Raw genomic sequence first — 21,518 nt, 5'->3', positions numbered from 1 at the left:
GTCAAATTAGTTTCTAAAGACTCTTTATCGATGACTGAAATCGATTGAGTTTCTACTTTTTAAAAACAAGAACTGCCACTGCACCACTCGCAATGAATAGTCCTAAATATTCTCTGACTTCTTCCACTTCCATCCCAAAGTAGGGAGCTTGGGTATAATAATATCCCGCTAAACCTAAATAAATGGGAATCAGAATCCACCCAACGAACTTGGGTACCTTACGGTAAAATCCTGCTAGGGCAATGGCAGCCACAAAAGCATAAATGGGGAACCAGAGGTAAGGGTCTGGGTCATTCAATTGCAAATAAGCAAAGTAAAGGAAGATCGGGATACAAAGAATTCGAAAAAGTTTCATCGGTCTCACCAAAGTTTTTTGATTGCGGACACAAATCCAAGCCATTTATCTTATGACTGGAACCTTAAGTATTATGAAAATCCAAATCTTTGTCTTATTTTCCCTTTTGTCAGTCTCTGTTTCTTGTGACGATTTAGGCAGAACTGTTTTAAAAAACTTCAATAAGAAGTATGAAACCGATGGCCAAGTCCTCGGATCCAAACCTTTGTTTATCGGAGTGGATGCTAACCGCAAACAAATCGCCATCTCTTTACAAGAAGTGGTGAAAGTAAAAGAACCTACAGACATCCAATTTCCACCGGGGGACACACCCTTTCTTTTTGCCCTGGAAAAAGCAGGAAACCTCATCCTTTTTGATAGAGAAAAAAAGACAAGTCGAGTGCTTGCCAAATTTCCCGTCATTACCGATAGCGAAGAAGGTCTTCTTGGTCTAAGCTTCCATCCGCAATTTCCCAAACAACCGAAACTCTATACCAATTATGTAAAGTCCATTGCCAGTAAAGACATCACCATTGTTTCTGAATGGGTTGTAGAAAACCCGACCAGTTACGATACCATGAAACTCGTAAGCGAACGCGTGTTATTGCAAGTGGAGCAGCCTTATCCCAACCACAATGGAGGACAGTTGGCATTTGGTCTAGATGGACATTTATACATTGGACTTGGAGATGGTGGTTGGAGAGCGGATCCAAAGAACAACGGACAAAATCCAAATACCTTACTTGGTTCCATTTTAAGAATCTCTGTATCCCCAGACACCCAGTCGAAAAAACCATATTCCATTCCTACGGATAATCCCTTTGTGGGAAAAGCCGGTTTCGCCCCAGAAACTTTTGCTTATGGAATTCGGAATCCTTGGAGGATGAGTTTTTCACCTGACGGACGTTTGCTTGTGGCGGACGTAGGCCAAGATGCCTATGAAGAAGTAGATATCATCCTTTCAGGAAAAAACTACGGTTGGAACCAAACAGAAGGATTCCATTGTTTTACTGACGGTTGTAATACGGCGCTTTACCAACCTCCTTTTTATGAATATGGAAGAGAAGAAGGCCAATCCATCACTGGTGGGTATGTATATACAGGAACTGCCATTCCTAGTTTGAAAGGAATGTATGTTTTTGGAGATTTTATCCAAGGAAAAATTTGGGCCATTCCTGTTCCCAAGCCGGGAGAAAATACAAGGATTACAGAAACCTTTGCTCTTGGGAAATGGAACCTTCTCATCCCGACCTTTGGACAGGACAATGATGGGGAAATCTTTGTAGCAGACTACCAATCGGGAACCATTTACAAAATGGTAAAACCATAATCATTGGAACAGTCAAAGATCAGTTGATCACTTTTTTAGTCTTACGGAAGTTACTTAATTTTTATTTATGAAAAAACTATTTTCTAAATTGCCGTTTTACATTCGGTTTCACTTACTACTCGCTGGCCTTGGGATTGTATTTCTTACCATCTACCGGGCCTGCTTTTTTGCCATGTATTCTTATCGAATCCATGACAAATCAACTTGGATCATTTTAAAGGCATTTTTAAAAGGTGCTAGGTTTGATATTTCCGTCTTATGCGTGTTACTTGGTGTGAGTTTATTGTATTCTTCTTTACACTTTCTCAATCGCAACCGAATTTACAGGGCAGTGTGGAGAACCTTTCCCGTCATTTTGATTATCCTGCTACTTTTCCTTCTCATTGCCGATTTGATTTATTATGAGAATGGAAACAAACATTTAGGGTATGAGGCTTTTGCTTACCTTGGTTTTGAGATGTTACCCCTTGTGGGTTCTGCCTTTTCCCAAAATCCTATTTTGTTTTTGTTAGGACTTTTTGTCATCGGAGGAATTAGTTTTGGAATATATAAAATCCAATCTAAGTTTCCTTATTCCCATGTCAATTTACACTACAAATGGGCTGGCTTACAGTTCCTTGTGGTTTTGGCCCTTTTAGTTCTTGGGATCCGTGGAGGCATCCAAACAAGTCCGCTTCGGACAAGTGACGCCATCATTACCAAAGAAACCATCATCAATGACTTGGTTTTAAATCCCGGATTTACAGTGATCACTGACTTAAAGATGACGAAAGTCGACGATCGTCATTATATGAAACTTGCCGATGCTAGCGTGATTGTCCAAAAGGAAGTGGCCTATTCGGGATCCAACTTTGTTAGCGAAGAGTATCCTTTACTTCGAAAAACCACAGTCGCAACTAGTAAACCTTTGCCACATATCGTTGTGATTGTGTTAGAGGGTTGGACGGGGAAGTTCATCGATATCATTGGAACGGGTAAGGTAGATGGAAAAGTTGTCACACCTTATTTCAACCAACTCATCCGCCAAGGGATGTTCTTTAAGAATTTTTTTGCCAGTGGGGGACGAACGACCAACGGTCTTATGGCCCTTATGGGAGGAATTCCCGATAGGCCAGGGCTAACGGCGGTTCGCACACCACAAATCCTGAATCGTTTTTCAGGCCTTGGTAATATTGCAAAAACCATTGGTTATGAAACTCTTTTTGTAACGGGAACCGATCTCAGTTTTAACAATAAGGGAAGTATCATGTACCATTGGGGTTTTGATACTCTTGTCGGCAAGAGCGAATTAGAAAAAGTTCCTGAATACAAAACGGGTCCATGGAGTTATTTGGACGAAGCCTCACTCGATGCGATGCATAAAAAACTCCTTCTAGTGAAACCAGAAAAACCGATTGTCTCTGTCATCCATACAGGAACCACTCACTATCCTTATAAAGTTCCCGATGAAAAGTATCGTTTGTTTGAATCGACCACGCAAGACAGCGAATACTTAAATGTCCTTCACTATGCGGACTTTGCATTGAATGAATATATGGAAAAAGCAAAAAAATCCCCTTATTTTAAGGACACCATTTTCTTTTTTGTTTCTGACCATAGCCACCACCGGTTTCTCAACTATTACGAAGACCGTAGTGTTCCACTCTTGATTTATGCACCTGGGAAAATTAAACCGGAACTTCGCGAAGACATCACCTCTCAACTCGATTTAATTCCGACCATCCTTGGATTTATGGAAAGGGAAGTTTATTTTAGTGTAATGGGTCGGGACTTACGAAAAGTAAAAGGACAGTCTGCTTATTTTGCGTATGGGAATATCTTTGGATGGATTGAGGATGATTTTTTGTATTACCAGTCGGTTTCCGGGGGCCAAGGAGAAACAAAGACCATCAAACCACCGTTTGTGGATATTGGACTTTGTTATAAGGATATCAATTTATGCAAAAAACATGGGGATAAAACGAAAGCTTTTTTAAATTTAGGAGACGAACTCCTGAAGTCGAACCATTTGTTCCCTTCGGAGTCCGTTCTAAAACAAATTAAATCTAATACCAAGTATTAGAAATATTACTCAAATCAAAAAAGGTCTTTCGTTTGATGACAATCCATACTAAGGACACAAACGAGAGGCCAATCAGTGGAATGGCAAAAATTTCAATATTCGGAATATTGGAGTAAACAAGAGCGGCCACAAAAGCTAGGATAAAGAGAACATTACGAACCACTTCCGTTCTTCTGGACCAACGTTTCATCTCCATCGTTCGATCTATGGAAAACAAACTAAAAACGATCACAATTGATAGAATTCCAAGAGTTAGCATATCTTTTTCCAAATTGATTTTTGCTACCTTCCAAATGACAAGGCCCACAGCCATAAGTACTGCCGCTTGGAGAGCAACATAAATCATCACACCCATAGGTGGTTTTGGATCATACTTAACCACTTTGTCTGGTTCGGGAGCTGCATCTGCACTTGTGACTAGGTAATTGGGTTTCCATCCTGGAGGTCCAAAGATGGTTTTAAAAACATCACCCAAAGATTTACATTTCAAAATTTGAAAGAACATATCTTTGAATACATGTAGGTTTACCGTGATCGGGTTGAAAGAATTCACGGGTTTTGTTAGACCATAGATCGGTTCTTCTTCTTCCCATTCAAAAGATCCAAACATACGATCCCAAATGATAAAGATTCCCCCGTGGTTGCGGTCAATGTACTTTGGTTGGATTCCATGGTGGACTCGGTGGTTGGAGGGAGTCACCATAAACTCTTCTAAAAATCCTAACTTCCCAACAAAACGAGTGTGGACCACAAATTGGTAAACTTTTAGAATTCTGTGGCTGAGTAAAAACATCGGCCAAGGAATTCCGAGGAGGGCCATCGAAAGAAAATAAATATATTCGAATATTCTTTGTAGTCCATTCCCTCGAAAGGCAACAGATAAATTCATTTCTTGTGTGGAGTGGTGGGTGACATGGGTGGCCCAAAACAAATTGATTTCATGGCAATGTCTATGGAACCAGTAATAGATAAAATCAGCAAAGACAACTGCAAAACCCCAAGCTCCGAGAGCATACCAATTCACAGAAAAACTTGGCGAAAAACGAAATGGGCTTTCCAATGGAAAGAAATTGTATCCAAGAGCGGAGAGTGAAAAGTTTGTTTCCACTTGGTCGTAGACATACAAGGCACCAAGGAGGATGACCACTCCAATCAATGCAAAAATCACACCTGTACTCACATCGGCGATGAGAACGTTCAATCGGTAATATTGTTTTCCTTTGATGTAGGAAACGAAGATTTCGATTCCTATCAGCGCGACCATGACGATAAAGGCATATTCCATAAAGGCGTCGCTATTCATTCGTAATTTTTCCTCACTAGATACTAGGCTTTTGAATCAATGTATGTAAGTCAATGTCCATTTGGCTGCAGTAATTTCACTGAGAAGGGGACCAGATTCCAATTTTAGACTTGTTCTGAAGCCGATTCTAGAGTATGAATTAGAGAATTGCCGGAAATTCTTGTCCCTACGGGGGGCGTAGAAAAGATTGGCTAAAGGTGGAAAATCCAAACAAATGAAAGAGGAAATAACGGTTCTCAAAGGGAAAACCAAAAAAGAACTAGAAGAGTTATGTGTTTCCTTAGGTCTGGAAAAATACCGAGCGGCACAAATTTATACAGGGATTTATAAGAGTCGTTATACGAACTTAGACCAGTTCACCACCCTGTCCAAAGAAGCCCGCGAAAAATTAAAACAACATACATCTTTTCCTGAAATCGAACTCGGAAGGGACTTAGCATCCAAAGAAGACGGAACCCGCAAATTTACTTTTTACGTAGGCGAAAACAAAGAGATCGAAGCCGTCTGGATTCCCTCGGGGGATGGTGGCCGTAAAACCATTTGTATTTCATCTCAAATTGGATGTACTCTCAATTGTAAATTCTGTGCCACTGGGCTTTTGGAATATAAGGGCAACCTGCATACTTGGCAAATCCTCGACCAAATTTTGCAAGTGGAACGCCTTGTCGGAGACCGTGCCACAAATATCGTTTTTATGGGAATGGGCGAACCCATGCACAATTATTTTTCGGTGATGAAGGCCGCTCATATACTTCGTGACCAGGAAGGTTTTGGTCTTGGAGCCCTTCGAATCACGATCTCTACTGCTGGTGTGACAACAGGCATCAATCGATTTATCGAAAACAAAGAACCGTTTAATTTTGCGATTTCTCTGAATCATCCTAATCCCAATTCCCGTTCTTCGATTATGGATGTAAACGACAAACATCCGTTAGATAAACTAGTGGAATCAGCGAAACGATTCACAAAAGAACTAGACCGTGCCATTACTTTTGAATATGTCATGATCCCCGATGTGAACATGGGTCGTGACAATGCGGAACGACTCGCAAAAATTGCACGTAGTGTCAATAAGTGTAAAATCAATGTGATCCCACTCAATACCGATTTTACCGGATGGCGTAGACCCACAGACGATGAAGTCAAAGATTTTGTTATGCATTTAAAAGCTAAAACCACAGCTCCCATTCTCAACCGAAGAAGTCCTGGTCGGGACATCAACGGTGCTTGCGGAATGTTAGCACTCAAAGGAATTCGAAGTGAAACACGGTAAATGGATCTTAACTCTTGCGATAGCTGTCTTTTTTCTGAATTGCCAAGATATCGTAGAAAAAAAATGCCAAGCAGCTTGCGAAGTATTTGTCACTTGTACTGAGGAAGAACTAAAACTCACCCTGGCACCGGATGTCAAACGCACAGGCCGAATCCAATGTATGGATGGATGTACTACACACAATAGCGATATCCTCCAATGTTATGACCAAGAACCCAATTCATGTAAAGGATTTGGGCAATGCCTCCTACAAATTGGTGCTTTAGAATGAAAGACACATTGAAACCCTCCGAAAGAATTTTTTATCGAATTCTATTACTGATCGCATCCCTTCCGGTTTTATTCACACTTCCTTTGGATGTGATTGATATTGATAGCTCTCAGTATGCGAGTATCAGCCGTGAACTAGTGTTATCTGGTGATTTCTTTACTTTGTTCGATAATGGCAGGCGTTACCTAGACAAACCCATCCTTACTTTTTGGACAATCGCCACATCCTTTTCTCTATTTGGAATTAGTAATATTGCGTTTAGAATTCCTGCGATTTTACTTAGTTTACTTTCTGTTTTCTCAATCTACCGCATCACCATTTTAACAGGGGGAAAGGAAAGGCAAGGTTATTTGGCATCTTTTGCTTATCTACTAGCTCCTGGTTTTTATGCCATGATTGTGGATCCAAAAATTGATGTGTATCTAACTGCTTATTTGGTTTTTACTTATCATTTTTACTACTTAGGAAGAAAGAAAAATCCAAACTTCTTTTACTTAATGTATCTGATGATGTCTATGGGATTTATCACCAAAGGTCCTATCTCTGTTGTGATTCCCGCTTTGTCCATTGGGGGAGACATTCTTTTTCGCAGGGATTGGAAGTTGTTATTATCGATGAGAGTTCCCACAGGGATTTTTGTCCTCGCTTCTCTTCCTGCCTTTTGGTGTGTTTTACTTTATAAAAGTTTTAACTCTTATGGCCCCTCTTTCTTTTTGTGGATCCAATCTTTCGGTCGTTTTTACAAAGAAATGTATGATGTGAAGTTTGATCCGTTCTACTTTTATAAATCCTTTTCTTGGGCTTTCTTTAGTGGAGTTGTGCCGATGATTATCTACATCGCATTTCGCACTTACAACTATATCAAGTCTCTAGGTTGGAAAGAAATCCTTCGTAAAATCCGCGCTAACGAATACAAAGAAATCGATTTTGTGATTCCGTTTTGGGTTTTTCTATTTTTATTCTTAATTTCTTTTTCCAGGTTTCCCCTCCCTCAATATACCTATTGGGTGTTGCCAGGAGCTGCCTTGTACTTTGGAAAGATCATGGAAGAAAGTTTGTTTCGTTCCAGTGTGGAGCGCCTTCGACCCTCTTTCTTAATTGCAGGTCTTGTGTATTTAGTCGGATACTTTCTCATTCCTGTTTTTGTTGCTGATGTAGGAATTCTCTACTATGTATTTGGTGCCATTGGAATTCTTTTTATCATGTTGTCGGCCCAACTCATTCCATTGGAAGTCCTTGTCACTCTTGTGGGAGCTGCCTTGTTTTTCAGTGCCATTAGCCTTCGATTTTATCCTCTCCTCACCAGTTACCAACCAGCCAAAGAGTTTGGTGCAAAAATTAAGGAGCTAGAACCAAACGAACCAGTAGTGTACACCTTTTGGTTGTCCAATTCCAAAAGGTCCTATGGTTTTTATGCAGAAAGAAACTTTAGAAACGTATACGATCGGGATAAATTAGAGAAACTTTGGACAGAAAAACCAGAGAGACTTCTCATCCTACCATCCGAAAAACTCGGCCAATTACAAGAGCTGGCAGGGCCCGGATACAGTATTGAACCCGTTTTGGAGCGTGAATCCTTCAAAGTGGCCACACCGACCGTCGGTTTCTTGAAAAAAGAGACGAGGGGCCTAGTCACAAAGAAAATTTCTTTGGTTTGGCTAAAAAAAATTCAGGGGAAATCTTCAAAAAATTCGAAAGTATAACTAGGCTAAATTGTGTAAGTCTGGTTTTTAGGGCCCTTCGATGTTAGAATCAGGGCCTTTTTTTTTGCCCTAGCGAACAGTCCGTTTTGAACTTATAGAGACTTGTACTAAATTTTTACACCTGATCTCCATTCTTAATTCCCAATTAACCTTAAATTTTGGAAATATTTTTCCAAGAAATCCTTTCCATTTCTAAAAAACCGTATGTAATGACACGTCACATACGGTGCTATATGAAAAGTTTAAAATACATCCTCGGCCTCTATACCTTTCTTTCCATCCTCATTTTATCTGTGGTAGTATCGACTCTCATTTTGTACTTAAATTGGGGGCTTCTTGTTAAAGTCTATCGAGGAGAAATGGAAAACGCAGGCAAAAGTGCCGGTGCTGAACTTTCCAATTATTATAAGTCACAACTTCGAATTGCAGGACTTCTTTCTAAACAAAGAGAGATAGTAGAATCCTTTCAATCCGGAAAGGCAAAATTTGCCACCGATCTTCTCGTTGGTATGATGCAAGATGCGAATGGGGAATACGAAAATATCTTTTTATCAGAGCCCATTCAAAATGCCAAAATCTTTGCTGCAGGAATCCCGCGTTCCATAGGATACCAGTTGGAAGAATCAAAAACAGGGGACCATGTTGTTGTTGCACTAAAGAAGAAATTTTTAATAGGATCTGTCCAAGAATCACCTATCACCGGTTTGCCTGTGAGTTTGGTTTCTTTTCCCATTGAAGATAATGGCCGGCTTGTAGGAATTTTATGGATCGCTTTGAATTTGGAACAAGTTTCCAAAAGAATGGGAGAAGGAATCCATGTGGGAGCCAATGGGTATGTAACTGCCATCACGACCAAGGGAGTTGTCTTTGCAGGCCCCGACAAATCCAAAATTCTAAAATTAGATTTAAGTAAAATTCCAGAAGGTCGTCCCATCTTAGAAGCAAAAGATGGAGCTTACTTTGAATATACGGAAAATGGAAAAGACTTTGCCTTTCTTATCAAACGCCTAGAAGAGTGGAATACTATTATTGGCGTGGTGCTTCCTAAGTCTGATATGAATTCTGGATTCATACAAGTGGCAATCACGGCTCTTGTGGTTGTGTTTTTAATTACAGCTCTTGTTGTTTTTGGAATCTTTCGATTTCTTAAAAAACGTCTACTCCCTTTAGAAACATCGGTTGCGATTTTAGATAAGATGGCCGCTGGAGATTTAACGGAATCTTTCACTCTCACCAATCATGATGAAATTGGACAAATGAATTTGGCACTGGATGGTTTTGTGAAAAGCATTCGTAATTCTCTTGGAGAAATTCAGTCTGTAGCAGAAGAGATAGCATCATCGGCGGAGGGACTCCGTGAGTCTTCTGCTAGTTTTTCGGATATGGCACAAGGAACGGCTGCCTCGGCAGAGGAGATCTCAGCCACCACAGAAGAAGTGGCGGCCAGTATGGAAACCACGGCGACCTCCACTGTCAAACAACACGACAACATCCTTGAATTTAATCAAAAGATTTTAGAACTCTCCAAAGGGGCCATCCAAATCGAAAAGGATACTAAGGCAGCCCTTGCCAATACAGAAAACATTACCAAACAAGCCAAACTCGGTGGTGAGTCCTTAAACCAAATGAAGGACGTGATTGGTGTTATCTTGGAATCTTCGTCTGAAATGAAAGAGGTCATTGGGATCATCGATGAAATCTCGGACCAAACCAGTTTACTTGCCCTCAATGCTGCCATTGAAGCAGCAAGAGCAGGGGAGGCAGGGCGCGGGTTTGCCATTGTTGCCGAAGAGATCTCCAAACTTTCCGACAAAACCGCCCATTCCATCCAAGCCATTGAGGATATGATTGGAAAGAACAGCAAGGAATTGGAGGAGGGAGCCAAAGGCATTCGTTCTTCCGTGGACCTCCTGAATCTCATCATCCGAGACATTGCCGAAGTGGAAAGTGTGATGAAACGTCTCTCGGAAGCTACCAAATCCCAACTGAATTACAACCAGGAAGTGGATGAACGCTCCGCTGAAGTAGGTCGTGAATCGGAGTCCATTCGTGGGGCCATTGATGAACAAAAGCGGGCTATCGAACAGATTTCCCAGTCTGTCGTTGGTATCAATAATGAAACTATGCACATTGCCACAGGCTCTGACCTAGTTGCTTCTTCTTCTAAAAGTTTATCTCATGCAGCAGAGACTTTGCGTTCTATTACGAAGCGGTTTACAATTACGCGAATCTAAAGGAATGGGTGCGAGTAGTTCTTTATGCAAATCTTAGGCCGATTCTAACCCATTCTAAATTTTTAGAGGAAAAATAACGCTCGTTTGGTGGGATTGAGGCAACTAGTTGAGACTGGGTTTCAACAAAGAAAGTTTCGAAAAAATTTGGAATTATGTCTCTTTTCATGTTTTTTCGCAACCAAAACCCTTACATACTTGCTTTTTTTCTTATTTTACCTTTCCTTGTCAGAAGACAGTGTAAACGGATTCAGGAAATCTGCGAATGAATATAAAAATACTCAAGATCTCTGTGCCTATCGTTGCGATTGCAGCGCTTGCATATTTGATTTTTTCACCTAGCCGTTATGTGGGCTATTCACCCGACCAGCCCATCCCCTTCAACCACAAGATACATGCGGGCGATAACAAAATCGACTGTAAGTATTGCCATACCGGTGTTGAAAATTCGGCCCATGCCACAATTCCTCCAAGTTCCACTTGTATGAACTGTCATGGAGCAGGTAACGTAGCGGGTAACCAAGAACATGTTAAGTGGCTTAAAGAACAGTACGACAGTAACACTCCAGTTCCCTGGGTGAAGGTCCATGACCAACCAGACTTCGTATACTTCAACCATTCAAGACACGTACAACGCGGTGTCGATTGTTCCACATGCCACGGTAACATGGCAGAGATGGTAAAGGTTAAACAGTCCAAGTCCCTCAATATGGGATTTTGTGTCGATTGCCATAGAGAGAACAATGCTCCTAACGATTGTTCTACGTGTCACAGATAATCGGGAGACAAGTAATAATTTATGATGAAAGACGATAGTTTCCAAAAAGAAAAAAAATCGCTTTGGCAGTCTTATGAACTTCGCGGTACTTCTCGCGAACGTGAATTGCAAAAGCAAGAATTCTATAAATCCCCGGATCCCCTGATTGCAAAAATCAAAAAGGGTGATTTCGATCGCAAAACTTTCCTTAAGTTTATGGGTGCCTCTGTAGTTATGACTACTGTGGGTTGTATCCAAAAACCTGCCGAAAAAATTGTTCCTTATGTGAACCTCACTATCAAGAACCCAGACAATAATGAAGTAGAACAGTATGACTTCGTAAAACATGGACATTCTTACCACTACGCATCAGTATGCGGTGGATGTTCTGTTGGTTGTGGTGTCTTAGTAAAAGCAAAAGACGGACGACCTTTGAAACTCGAAGGAAATCCAAGCCATCCGATTTCGGAAGGTGCTCTTTGTGCTTCTGGACAAGCCTCTATTTTTGATTTGTACGATGCAGATCGTGCCAAAGAACCACAACAAGTGGTAAACGGTGTGGCAAAATCTAGCGACTGGTTCGTTTTAGATAAAGATGTAAAAGAGAAACTAAACGCCAACAAAGGAAAAACCATTGTTGTCACAAAACCTCTTACTTCTCCTGCTACACAAGAATTCATTTCTGAATTTTTAAAATCAGTAGGTGGTGGAAAACACATCGAAGTGGCATTTTCTTCTTCTGATGATGCGATCACTATTGCTCAAGAGAAATCTTACGGAAAGGCAGTGCTTCCTAACTACCATTTCGACAAAGCAAAAGTCATCCTATCCATCGACAGTGATTTCTTAAACAATACAAACTACCATAATGACTTTTCCAAAAGAAGAGACTTACAAGGTAAGAATGTAAAATCCTTCAACGCATTCATTGCGGCAGAAACACATCCGTCTATGACGGGTTCCAATGCTGACCAAAGAGTTCCCATCAAACCTGGTGACCAAAGAAAGTTTGCTCTTGTGATTGCAAAAGCCCTTTCTGATTTGGGAGTGGGTGGCGCTACTGGTGTTTCCGGAATCAATGTAGAAACATCTGCATCGGAGCTTGGAATTTCCAAAGAAGTGGTTTTACGCACAGCCAAAGCTCTTGCTTCTGCTAAGGGAGAATCCCTTGTAGTGGCTGGCGGGTCCAATACTCTCACTGAGGATGCCGTTGATCTTCAAATCGCAGTCAATATGCTGAACAGCATGCTTGGTAACGATGGAAAAACAATCGATCCTGGAAATCCTTTGAAAGAAGGACTTTCTAACTATGCTGCCAATTTAAAAACTCTCGCAAAAGATTTAAAAGAAAGAAAGGCCGGTGTGGTCATTCTTTTTGGTACGAATCCTGTTTACGAGGCGCCTAACGGAGATGAGTGGAAAAAACTCCTTCACGAAGCAGCACAAGTAGTACAAGTGTCTGACCGTGCAGATGAAACAGCTCTTGCTTCCAATTGGTTGGCACCTGTTTCTCATTTCCTAGAGTCGTGGGGAGATAACGAATCGGTATCTGGGATTGTTTCCATCCAACAACCAACCATCCGACCACTCTTCCAATCGAAAGCTTTCGAGGACATGCTCATCACTTGGGCGGGCGGATCACTTCTTGGTGCGAGTTCTCTTTATGATTACCTGAAATCAAAATACTCGAAAAAGACCAATTGGGAAGACTTACTCCGAAAAGGGGTTCTTGTTTCTGGAAATCCAAAAGCTGACAAGTCAGGACGATCTTTCCGTGGAACTATCGCACCACTCGCAGCTTCAAAATCGGGACTCACTGTTTCTCTTTACGAAAGCACCGCTCTCGGTTCTGGAGAAAGAGCAAACAACTCCCAACTCCAAGAACTTCCCGATCCTGTATCGAAAGTCACTTGGGATAACTATGTTGCGATTAGCCCGCAATACTCTCGTTCGTCGGGAATCAAGTTGAATGACGTTGTCACAGTCACTGTGGGCGGAAAATCATTTGAACTTCCGGCCCTCATCCAACCGGGCCTCCATCCAGAAGCAGTAGGAATTGCTCTTGGTTACGGAAGAACGAACGTGGGTGAGATTGGGAATGGAGTGGGTAAAAATGCATCCATTCTTGCAAAAGAAGTAAACGGATCTTTCGTATACTCAGGCCTTTCTATCACTCTCTCACCGACTGGAAAGAAATACAAACTCGCTACCACACAAGATCACCATATGATGAGTCCTGGTGTGATGATGGGGGTTGAGTGGAAAGAAAGACCTCTCATCATTTCCGCAAAACTCCAAGATTATGCAAAAAATCCAGGGGCGGGAATTCCAGAACCAGAGATTCCAAAAATCCTAATCGATGGAAAATTACAAAGAGCACAAGGGGCGAATGCTCCTTCTGACCAACCAGGAAGCCAATTTGCCTACCCAGGATACAAATGGGGAATGGCAGTGGACCTTACTTCTTGTTCTGGTTGTGGTGCTTGTGTTGTTGCATGTAATATTGAAAACAACGTGCCAATGGTCGGACGTGACGAAGTAAGAATGGGTCGTGAGATGCATTGGCTACGGATCGACCGTTACTATATTGGGGATCCTGAAAAACCAGAATCGCTCGAAATCGCACACCAACCACTCATGTGCCAACATTGCGACAATGCTCCTTGTGAGACAGTTTGTCCAGTAGCTGCGACTGTTCACAGTTCGGAAGGAACCAACGATATGGTTTACAACCGTTGTGTAGGAACTCGTTACTGCTCGAACAACTGCCCTTACAAAGTGCGTCGTTTTAACTGGTTAGAACATTGGAACGAACACAATTTACTCGGAGAAGCAACCCCTACGTTTAAGGCTCGCCCTCCAAGAAACTTGGGTCTGAACCCAGATGTAACCGTTCGTTCTCGTGGGGTTATGGAAAAATGTAACTTCTGTGCTTCTCGAGTTGCTGAGAAAAAAATCGCAGCGAAAAACGAAGGAAGAACATTGCGAGATGGAGAAGTGAAGGCTGCATGTGAACAAACATGTTCTTCCAATTCCATTGTGTTCGGTAACGTAAATGATCCTGAATCTAAAGTAGCGAAGCTCTTGAAAGACCCTAGGTCTTACAAACTTCTGGAATACCTAAACATCGGACCTGCTGTCAGTTATATGACTCGCGTTCGAAACGAAGTTTAACAGGGAGAACACAAAGGGAATGTCATTAGCACAAGCAGTTCGAGATAAATTAGACATCCCCGACCTGGTAACAGGCGGGAAGTCGCTTAAAGATGTAACCGTTGATATCGCAAAACCAAACGAAGATTTTCCTACCAAACTTTGGTGGAATACTTTTCTTTTGGTTCTTACGATCACCCTGATCGACGTAGCCATTATCGGTTATTTGTTTTATGAAGGTCTTTACCTCCTTGGGATTAATAACCCGGTAGGTTGGGGATTTTTCGTCGTAAACTTCGTATTCTGGATTGGTATCGGTCACGCAGGAACATTGATTTCTGCGGTTCTTTTCCTCTTCCGTCAAGGTTGGAGAACAGGGATTAACCGTGCCGCAGAAGCGATGACCATCTTTGCCGTACTTGTTGCTGCATCGAACCTCATCCTTCACGTAGGTCGTCCTTGGCTTGGGTTTTGGCTCTTCCCTTATCCAAACGAAAGAGGCCCACTTTGGGTAAACTTCCGGTCTCCACTCATTTGGGATACGTTTGCGGTTTCGACTTACCTTTCCATCTCTATGGTGTTCTGGTATTTAGGACTCATTCCTGACTTAGCGACTCTTCGGGACCGTGCCACGGAAACTTGGAGAAAGAACTTATACAACGTTCTTGCTTTTGGTTGGGTGGGATCGGCAAGATCTTGGTCTCATTTAGAAATTGTCTCCATGATTTTGGCAGCTCTTTCCACACCACTGGTCCTTTCGGTGCACACAATTGTATCCTTCGACTTCGCGGTTTCCATCCTTCCCGGTTGGCACACGACTATCTTCCCTCCATACTTTGTTGCCGGTGCGATTTTCTCCGGATTTGCAATGGTGGTAACGCTTATGGTCATTGCTCGTGAAGTGTTCAATCTTAAGAACTACATCACCATGAAACACTTGGACAACATGAACAAGATTATGATGGTAACAGGTCTTATCGTAGGTCTTGCTTACGGAACAGAATTCTTTATCGCTTGGTATTCCGGAAACGAATACGAAGTGTTTGCGTTCTGGAACAGAGCTTTTGGTCCTTACGGTTGGGCTTACTTTATCATGATTTCTTGTAACGTATTGTCACCACAAGTATTCTGGTTTCGCAAACTTCGTTACAATATCCCTGTGATGTTTATCGCATCTCTTGTGGTAAACGTTGGTATGTGGTTTGAACGATTTGTGATCATGATGACTCTGAACCGTGACTTTCTACCGTCCAGTTGGGCGATGTATACACCGACACTTTTCGACTACGCTATGTTAATCGGAACTTTTGGTATCTTCTTTACTCTCTTCCTTCTCTGGTGCCGAATTATGCCGGTGATTGCGATTGCAGAAGTAAAAACAGTGATGCCACAGAAAGAAGGAGCACACCACTAGTATGTATCTGCCAAAATTAGAACAGTTTCACAAATACAAAGAAATGAATGAAGGAGTTCTCGGTCTTTTCGAGACTCCCGAAGCCATCATACATGCGGCTGAAAAAACCAAAGAAAAGGACTATATCGGTTTTGATTGTATCCTTCCTTATCCTGTTCACGGGATTGATGAAGCTATGGGAACTCCCAGATCGGGACTTCCATGGGTCACTTTCTTTGCAGGTATCTTTGGATGTACGATCGGGATTCTATTTCAGTATCTCACTCATGCCCATGACTGGCCTCTCAATATCTCTGGAAAATCTCTCAATGCATGGTTTGCCTATGTGCCGATCATCTTTGAATTAACTGTATTTTCTGCAGGGATTTACACTGTAGCTGCCCTATGTTTCTTAAGCGGCATTCCCAAAGCAACCCGTCGAATCCTTCACCCGGATTTGACATCACACAGGTTCGGTCTTTGGATTCCTAAATCTGCAAAGGGTTATAACGAATCAGAAGTTCTTTCTTTCGTAAAAGGCCTTGGTGGATCGGAAGTAACCGTGGTGAAACCGGAGAACCAAAAATGAAACAAAACATCTTTCGAGTTTTAGCAATTGCGGGACTTCTTATTCTTGTGAATTGCGATTACAAAACTCCCGTTTATGAATACTTTCCTAGTATGTATGATTCTCCTGCACGTGAGTCGCAAGAAGATGATTCTTTTGCAACGAACGGTTCTGCGTCTCGGATTCCTCCTAAAGGTGCGATTCCCGTGGGATACTTTCCTTATCCGTATGCAGCAGAAGCAACTCCTGATACACTGCCTGGAGCTGACAAAGGACTTAAAAATCCTATCGCCAAAGCAAACTTAGGTGATCTGATGATTGGTGAAAAACGTTACCAAACATACTGCACACCTTGCCATGGGGTAAGAGGCCTTGGAAATGGAACTGTTGTGGGTCCTGCACCTAGGTTCCAACAATCACCACCTTCTGTTGTTTCTGATAAAATCAGAGGTTGGTCCGATGGACAAGTGTATCATATCATCACTATGGGTCGGGGACTTATGGGAAGTTATGCTTACCAAATCGAACCAGAAGACAGATGGAAGCTCATTGCTTACATAAGAAAACTTCAAGAATATGAAGTTCAAAATAAAAAGGCGAACTAGGGGAAATTATGAGCTCTACAAAAGCAGCGAAACTAGACGAAAAATTACTGCAGTTCCAACTGCCGGCAACCCTTCGTAATGCCCTCATTGCCATGATCGGAGTGGGAGTGGTGAGTTTTCTCATCGCTTTCCTCGGGTTCGGGCATGAAACATCTCGTCACATGGACGAAGCAGGTCATTTCCACCACACAAACTTAGGTTACCATGTTCTACTCATTGGAACTTACTTTGTGATCGGTCTTGCCATCACAGGAATTTTCTTTACCGCAATCCAACACTTAACGGGATCTCATTGGTCTGTCACAGTGCGAAGACTTTTTGAAACCTATGGACTCTTCACTCCTATTGCAGGACTTCTGCTTGTGGGTGTGGTTTTTGGAATGCACGATCTTTATGAATGGGCAGATGCATCTGTTCGTGAAAACGACCACCTCATCCACCACAAGTCGGGTTATTTAAATCCAACAGCATTCATCATTCGCTGTGTGCTTTTCATTGGCGTCTGGACGATCTTTGCTTACATCTTTCACGGAAAATCTGTCGGTCAAGATAAAGACAAGGTGGTAGATACAACCAAAACTTTGGCAAAAATCTCTGGTGGATTCATCCTTTTCTTTGCACTTTCTTGGTGTTTCATGTCGTTTGACCTTCTCATGTCGCTTTCCCCACACTGGTTTTCTACTATGTTTGGTGTTTATGCGTTTGCAGGAGCTTTCCAAACTTCGCTTGCTTCATACCTCATTGTCATCGCCATTTTGAAGAAAAATGGATACCTTGGTGAAGCAGTAAACGAAAACCACTACCATGATATTGCCAAATTCCTTTTGGGTATGACTACTTTCTGGGCTTATGTGGGTTTCTCACAATTTATGCTCATTTGGTATGCTAACATCCCAGAAGAAACTTTTTTCTATGAAATGCGTATGACTGGCGGATGGGGTTACACAACTCTTGCACTTCCATTTGTGAAGTTTGTGATTCCTTTCCTACTTTTACTCAATCGTCCGAACAAAAGAAATATCGATTTCCTTTGGAAGTTGGCTGTATGGATTTTAGCAGTTCAGTTCTTTGAACTTTTCTGGTTGGTATTCCCTGCAAACTTCGAGAAGTTTTCCATCCTTCACTTCGTTCTTGCCTTTGGTGGAACTGTAGGTGTGGTGGGAATTTTCGGTTTGTTCGTCTTCAAAAAGTTGGAAAAACACAGCTTAGTTCCGGTCGGAGATCCTCGTTTAGACGAGTGCCTCCACCATCACCAATAGGAGAATGGAATTGAAAAACAAAATTGTATTACTCATGATTCTCGGAGCAAGTGTCACAGCTTGTTCCAAAAACGCTGAAGTGGTTTGGCATAAAAATTGTGATGCCAAAACCAACAAAGCAAGTTTGGATTTTACGGTTCCTTTGTATTCTGAAGCAGATTCTAACTCAAAAGTGGTAGAATTTGTTCCGGCTGGAACCGTTGTGAAAGTATTTGAATCCCGTAACCATAACGTATGGGCTCCAAAATATTTTATCAAAGTCCAAACGGCAAAAAACGAAGGTTATATGAGCCCACGTTGTTTTGTTGTCAACCAAGACCCGGAAGTAAGTGTTTGGAGATATTCCAAAGGACTCGTGAAGGAATACAACCCTTTCTATAGCCCAACGGACAAAGAGCACTATCCTCGTGGGTATGAGTATGGTAGCTTAAAAGATCTTCCGAAAGAAAAGATCCCACTTTCTGACCTAACCAAAGGTTTGGAAGAAGTTCCTTACACCAACAAAAACATATTAAAACAAAATTAAGATTTTTGTTTTGATTCTGGAGCCGAGAAAAAATCTCGAGTTCTTCCGTTGTTAAAGAAAAAGACCCAAGGGAAACTGAGGGTCTTTTTTTTATTTAAATTCGTTTTTTTAACGATCTGTCCCAATTGAAATTGTTTTCTCTCATTGGGATTCCATTGAATTAAAAATCTCTAAAAGATAACAATTATCCCCAATAAAAAATAAATTCAGAAAAAAAAGTTTGTTATATTTTTATTATCTTTGTAACTAAGATATATAGTCTATAAGGGAAATTGCCACCAATGGAAAATTCCATTTTTAAAAAGACCACACGTAAATACTTTGAAACAGCTCTGATAATGCACGAAGCCATAGCTAAAAAAGCAGGGCTTTCGGGAACAGACCATAAGTATTTAGGATATCTAATAGAGCATGGGGAAATGACTGCGGGAGAGCTGGCTAAGTTATCAGGTCTTACCACTGGCGCCATTACAGGTGTAATTGATCGGCTGGAGAAAAGTAGATTAGTAAAACGAAAATTTTTGCCAACCGATAGACGAAAGGTGCTGATTGTTCCAAACCTGGAAAGGGCAAATGGATTGTTTGGCCCAATTTTTAAAAAATTGCAAACAGATACTGATCTTTTGATTTCCAGTTTCACGAATCGGGAGTTGGAAGTAGTGCATCGTTATTTCGAATCGGCCATTGGGATTATGGAAAAAATGTCAGAGAATTTAGAAGGGAAATCCTAATGAAGAGTGTTTTTACGACAAAGTCTTTTATCTTAGCTTCCACATTTTATATTCAGGAACTGGTATCTTATGTGTCCGATCATTCCTTATCGATCGCAACATATTCTTTATTACTGAACTTACTTATTTATTTTTTAATGAATGGGGCTCAAATTTTCGAAACCCTGATTTTTGTTCCGCGTTGGGCTACTGGGAACCTTCAAAACCTCCAGCTTCTAAATATAGAGAGTAAGTCTGCTAATCTAAAATACTTTTGGATTGTATTTCATTCCCTACATGAAGTGATTTTTTTAGTTTCTGTTTTGTTCTGTTATCAAATAGAGGGAATAGGTCTTTTTTTACTGATTTTGTTTTTGATACATTTTTTGGTAAGAGTTTGGACAGTTGTTTATTTTGCACAAAAAATCATTCGATTTCAAACTTTAGCAGAAACCAATAACTCGCATTTCTCTGATAATGTACGAAGTGAAATTAAGAAATGGGTTTTTTTAAATTATTTCCGTGTCGGTATTTATCTTGGGATTTCATTCTGTATGATTCCCCTTGTGATACAAATCTTAAAAATGAATGGATAGAACTTGCGATTTGGTCTATTGTTTAGTTTTGAATTGTTTTAGAATTTGATCATAATTTTAGAAATGCAAAGAATTCGCCATTGGTTAATCGGAAACATAAACATCAAGATAATCTAAAATACTATTTTGAAAAAAGAATTATGTTTCCGTATTTAAAGAATCCAGTTCCGATTAAAAGCCCCAGAAAAGATCTTTTACTTTTTGGTTTCGTAATGTTAGTCCAATCCAAAGTAATAGACCCACATAAACCGGAAATAGTGTATGACTCCAAAGTGGATTTCCTATGCGAACATGAACTGCAACAGCGCCACCTAAATAGCCTGTGAGTAGAAGGGCACCGAAAGCTGAAGTTTGCGGGATGGCATATAAAACAGTGATCACAAGAAGGATGGTTCCAATCGTCATAGAAAGAGATCCTGGAATGCCTAATTCATCCATAGTCTTAATTACGATTTCGAGTTCAGAAAGTTTTCCCCAAGCATCAAAAAGCAAAAATGCGATTACTAGGCCACTGAGAACCCTTCCTACCCAAAGTAATGTGCGCGAACTTTTTGTATCGTTCATATAATCTCCTTTTTTCCTATTTATAGATTTAACTAGAAAAACATTTTGAATGATAAATGATCAATGAAAATTTGAAACTAAACTGAATCCAATCGCTTGTTAGATAGATTACAACTGATAAAACCGTTTTTCATTATCTTTTGTTCCTTTCATACCTTGACTTTCTTTTGTTTGTCATTATACTCGCATCCATGGGACAAAAACGAGCCATTGCCACATCCGCCTCCGAAGAACGATTAGAAAAACTTCTTGAAGAAAGACTGATCCCTGGATCTAACCAAGAGTTTATCGACAAACGAATTTGGGATCTTTTCGGCGAAACATGGTGCGTGATGTTTACGGATCTATCCGGATTTTCTCGTGGTGTTGCCAAATTTGGGATCATACATTTTTTACAAACGATATATGAATCACAAAGGATATTGATTCCTGTGCTCGACGAGTTCGATGGAATCCTTATGAAAGATGAAGGAGATAGTCTTATGGTGCTATTCCGAAACACAAACAAAGCCATCCAATGTGCGATCCAAATGCAAAAAGCATGTAAACGCTACAATGTGGATCGAATTGCCGAGGAACAAATATTACTCTGTGTGGGACTTGGGTATGGGAAAATTTTAAAGATTGGAGATACGGATGTATTTGGATCTGAAGTAAACGCAGCATCCAAGTTAGGTGAAGATACGGCCAAGGCCTGGGAAATTTTAGTGACTAGTGCCGTGAAAGAAAATGCAGATGATACAACGGATTTTGATTTTGAAGGGATCGCCGAAATTCCTCCTGGTTCGGATGGGGCTTACCGTTTGGTTTATACCTTGGATGAGCCCAAGTGGGTTGTTTTGTAACTAGATCCGTTGCTTTAAACGATCAGCGGAATTTT

19 protein-coding genes are annotated in these 21,518 nt (G+C 41.1%); 16 read left to right on the top strand and 3 right to left on the bottom strand.

The features are described 5' to 3' along the window. Positions 1 to 52 precede the first annotated feature (52 nt). Positions 53 to 355, bottom strand: a complete 303-nt coding sequence (locus JWG40_RS06840) for a transmembrane 220 family protein (protein WP_205285097.1) — start codon at positions 353 to 355, stop codon at positions 53 to 55. Between the two features lie 73 nt (positions 356 to 428). On the opposite strand from JWG40_RS06840, the gene JWG40_RS06835 reads away from it, so the two are divergent. Together JWG40_RS06835 and JWG40_RS06830 are read left to right on the top strand one after the other, a co-directional pair. Next, the gene (locus JWG40_RS06835; protein ID WP_205285096.1) at positions 429 to 1,664 is read left to right on the top strand and encodes a PQQ-dependent sugar dehydrogenase; all 1,236 of its coding nucleotides are present in this window, start codon (positions 429 to 431) and stop codon (positions 1,662 to 1,664) included. Between the two features lie 67 nt (positions 1,665 to 1,731). Then, positions 1,732 to 3,726 (top strand): LTA synthase family protein, encoded by a 1,995-nt coding sequence (locus tag JWG40_RS06830; RefSeq protein WP_205285095.1) that lies wholly within the window; start codon positions 1,732 to 1,734, stop codon positions 3,724 to 3,726. Here the strand turns inward: JWG40_RS06830 and JWG40_RS06825 are convergent. Further along, on the bottom strand, positions 3,710 to 5,029 hold the full coding sequence (locus tag JWG40_RS06825; protein WP_205285094.1) for a sterol desaturase family protein: 1,320 nt from the start codon (positions 5,027 to 5,029) through the stop codon (positions 3,710 to 3,712). The genes JWG40_RS06830 and JWG40_RS06825 overlap by 17 nt on opposite strands. 214 nt (positions 5,030 to 5,243) lie before the next feature. Between JWG40_RS06825 and rlmN the strand changes: the two genes are divergently transcribed. The 13 genes from rlmN (at position 5,244) to JWG40_RS06760 (ending at position 20,074) form a co-directional block, all read left to right on the top strand. Continuing rightward, positions 5,244 to 6,302: a 23S rRNA (adenine(2503)-C(2))-methyltransferase RlmN gene (gene rlmN / locus JWG40_RS06820; RefSeq protein ID WP_205285093.1), complete on the top strand. Its 1,059-nt coding sequence runs from the start codon at positions 5,244 to 5,246 to the stop codon at positions 6,300 to 6,302. Continuing rightward, complete coding sequence (locus JWG40_RS06815) at positions 6,289 to 6,573, top strand: Cys-rich protein (RefSeq protein ID WP_205285092.1); 285 nt, start codon at positions 6,289 to 6,291, stop codon at positions 6,571 to 6,573. The genes rlmN and JWG40_RS06815 overlap by 14 nt, the downstream gene beginning before the upstream one ends. Further along, on the top strand, positions 6,570 to 8,276 hold the full coding sequence (locus JWG40_RS06810) for an ArnT family glycosyltransferase (RefSeq protein WP_205285091.1): 1,707 nt from the start codon (positions 6,570 to 6,572) through the stop codon (positions 8,274 to 8,276). Before JWG40_RS06815 ends, JWG40_RS06810 begins: the two co-directional genes overlap by 4 nt. Positions 8,277 to 8,509: 233 nt before the next feature. Continuing rightward, the gene (locus JWG40_RS06805) at positions 8,510 to 10,510 is read left to right on the top strand and encodes a methyl-accepting chemotaxis protein (RefSeq protein WP_205285090.1); all 2,001 of its coding nucleotides are present in this window, start codon (positions 8,510 to 8,512) and stop codon (positions 10,508 to 10,510) included. A gap of 262 nt (positions 10,511 to 10,772) precedes the next feature. Then, complete coding sequence (locus JWG40_RS06800; RefSeq protein WP_205285089.1) at positions 10,773 to 11,285, top strand: cytochrome c3 family protein; 513 nt, start codon at positions 10,773 to 10,775, stop codon at positions 11,283 to 11,285. A gap of 24 nt (positions 11,286 to 11,309) precedes the next feature. Then, a complete protein-coding gene (locus JWG40_RS06795) occupies positions 11,310 to 14,438 on the top strand; it encodes a TAT-variant-translocated molybdopterin oxidoreductase (RefSeq protein ID WP_205285231.1) in 3,129 nt (1,042 codons plus the stop codon). A gap of 19 nt (positions 14,439 to 14,457) precedes the next feature. Then, positions 14,458 to 15,831, top strand: coding sequence for an NrfD/PsrC family molybdoenzyme membrane anchor subunit (nrfD, locus tag JWG40_RS06790; RefSeq protein WP_002981581.1), 1,374 nt, complete (start codon positions 14,458 to 14,460; stop codon positions 15,829 to 15,831). A gap of 1 nt (position 15,832) precedes the next feature. Next, a complete protein-coding gene (locus JWG40_RS06785) occupies positions 15,833 to 16,399 on the top strand; it encodes a DUF3341 domain-containing protein (protein ID WP_205285088.1) in 567 nt (188 codons plus the stop codon). Beyond that, positions 16,396 to 16,983 carry a c-type cytochrome gene (locus tag JWG40_RS06780; RefSeq protein WP_205285087.1) on the top strand — a complete coding sequence of 196 codons (588 nt, stop codon included), beginning with the start codon at positions 16,396 to 16,398 and terminating at the stop codon, positions 16,981 to 16,983. The genes JWG40_RS06785 and JWG40_RS06780 overlap by 4 nt, the downstream gene beginning before the upstream one ends. An 8-nt stretch (positions 16,984 to 16,991) precedes the next feature. Next, the gene (locus JWG40_RS06775) at positions 16,992 to 18,242 is read left to right on the top strand and encodes a hypothetical protein (RefSeq protein ID WP_205285086.1); all 1,251 of its coding nucleotides are present in this window, start codon (positions 16,992 to 16,994) and stop codon (positions 18,240 to 18,242) included. Between the two features lie 10 nt (positions 18,243 to 18,252). After that, complete coding sequence (locus tag JWG40_RS06770; protein WP_205285230.1) at positions 18,253 to 18,768, top strand: Lsa16 family lipoprotein adhesin; 516 nt, start codon at positions 18,253 to 18,255, stop codon at positions 18,766 to 18,768. 281 nt (positions 18,769 to 19,049) lie between these two features. Further along, positions 19,050 to 19,499, top strand: a complete 450-nt coding sequence (locus JWG40_RS06765) for a MarR family transcriptional regulator (protein WP_232369231.1) — start codon at positions 19,050 to 19,052, stop codon at positions 19,497 to 19,499. Then, a complete protein-coding gene (locus tag JWG40_RS06760) occupies positions 19,499 to 20,074 on the top strand; it encodes a hypothetical protein (RefSeq protein ID WP_205285085.1) in 576 nt (191 codons plus the stop codon). The genes JWG40_RS06765 and JWG40_RS06760 overlap by 1 nt, the downstream gene beginning before the upstream one ends. Before the next feature lie 171 nt (positions 20,075 to 20,245). On the opposite strand, the gene JWG40_RS06755 is transcribed toward JWG40_RS06760, so the two are convergent. Then, positions 20,246 to 20,638: a DoxX family protein gene (locus JWG40_RS06755; protein ID WP_205285084.1), complete on the bottom strand. Its 393-nt coding sequence runs from the start codon at positions 20,636 to 20,638 to the stop codon at positions 20,246 to 20,248. A 191-nt stretch (positions 20,639 to 20,829) separates the two neighbouring features. Between JWG40_RS06755 and JWG40_RS06750 the strand changes: the two genes are divergently transcribed. Next, positions 20,830 to 21,483, top strand: a complete 654-nt coding sequence (locus JWG40_RS06750; RefSeq protein ID WP_205285228.1) for an adenylate/guanylate cyclase domain-containing protein — start codon at positions 20,830 to 20,832, stop codon at positions 21,481 to 21,483. The last annotated feature ends 35 nt before the right edge of the window (positions 21,484 to 21,518 follow it).

The sequence above is a fragment of the Leptospira abararensis genome (genome assembly GCF_016918735.1).
Classification (GTDB): Bacteria; Spirochaetota; Leptospiria; order Leptospirales; family Leptospiraceae; genus Leptospira_A; species Leptospira_A abararensis.
This window is presented reverse-complemented; position numbering and strand designations above follow the sequence as displayed.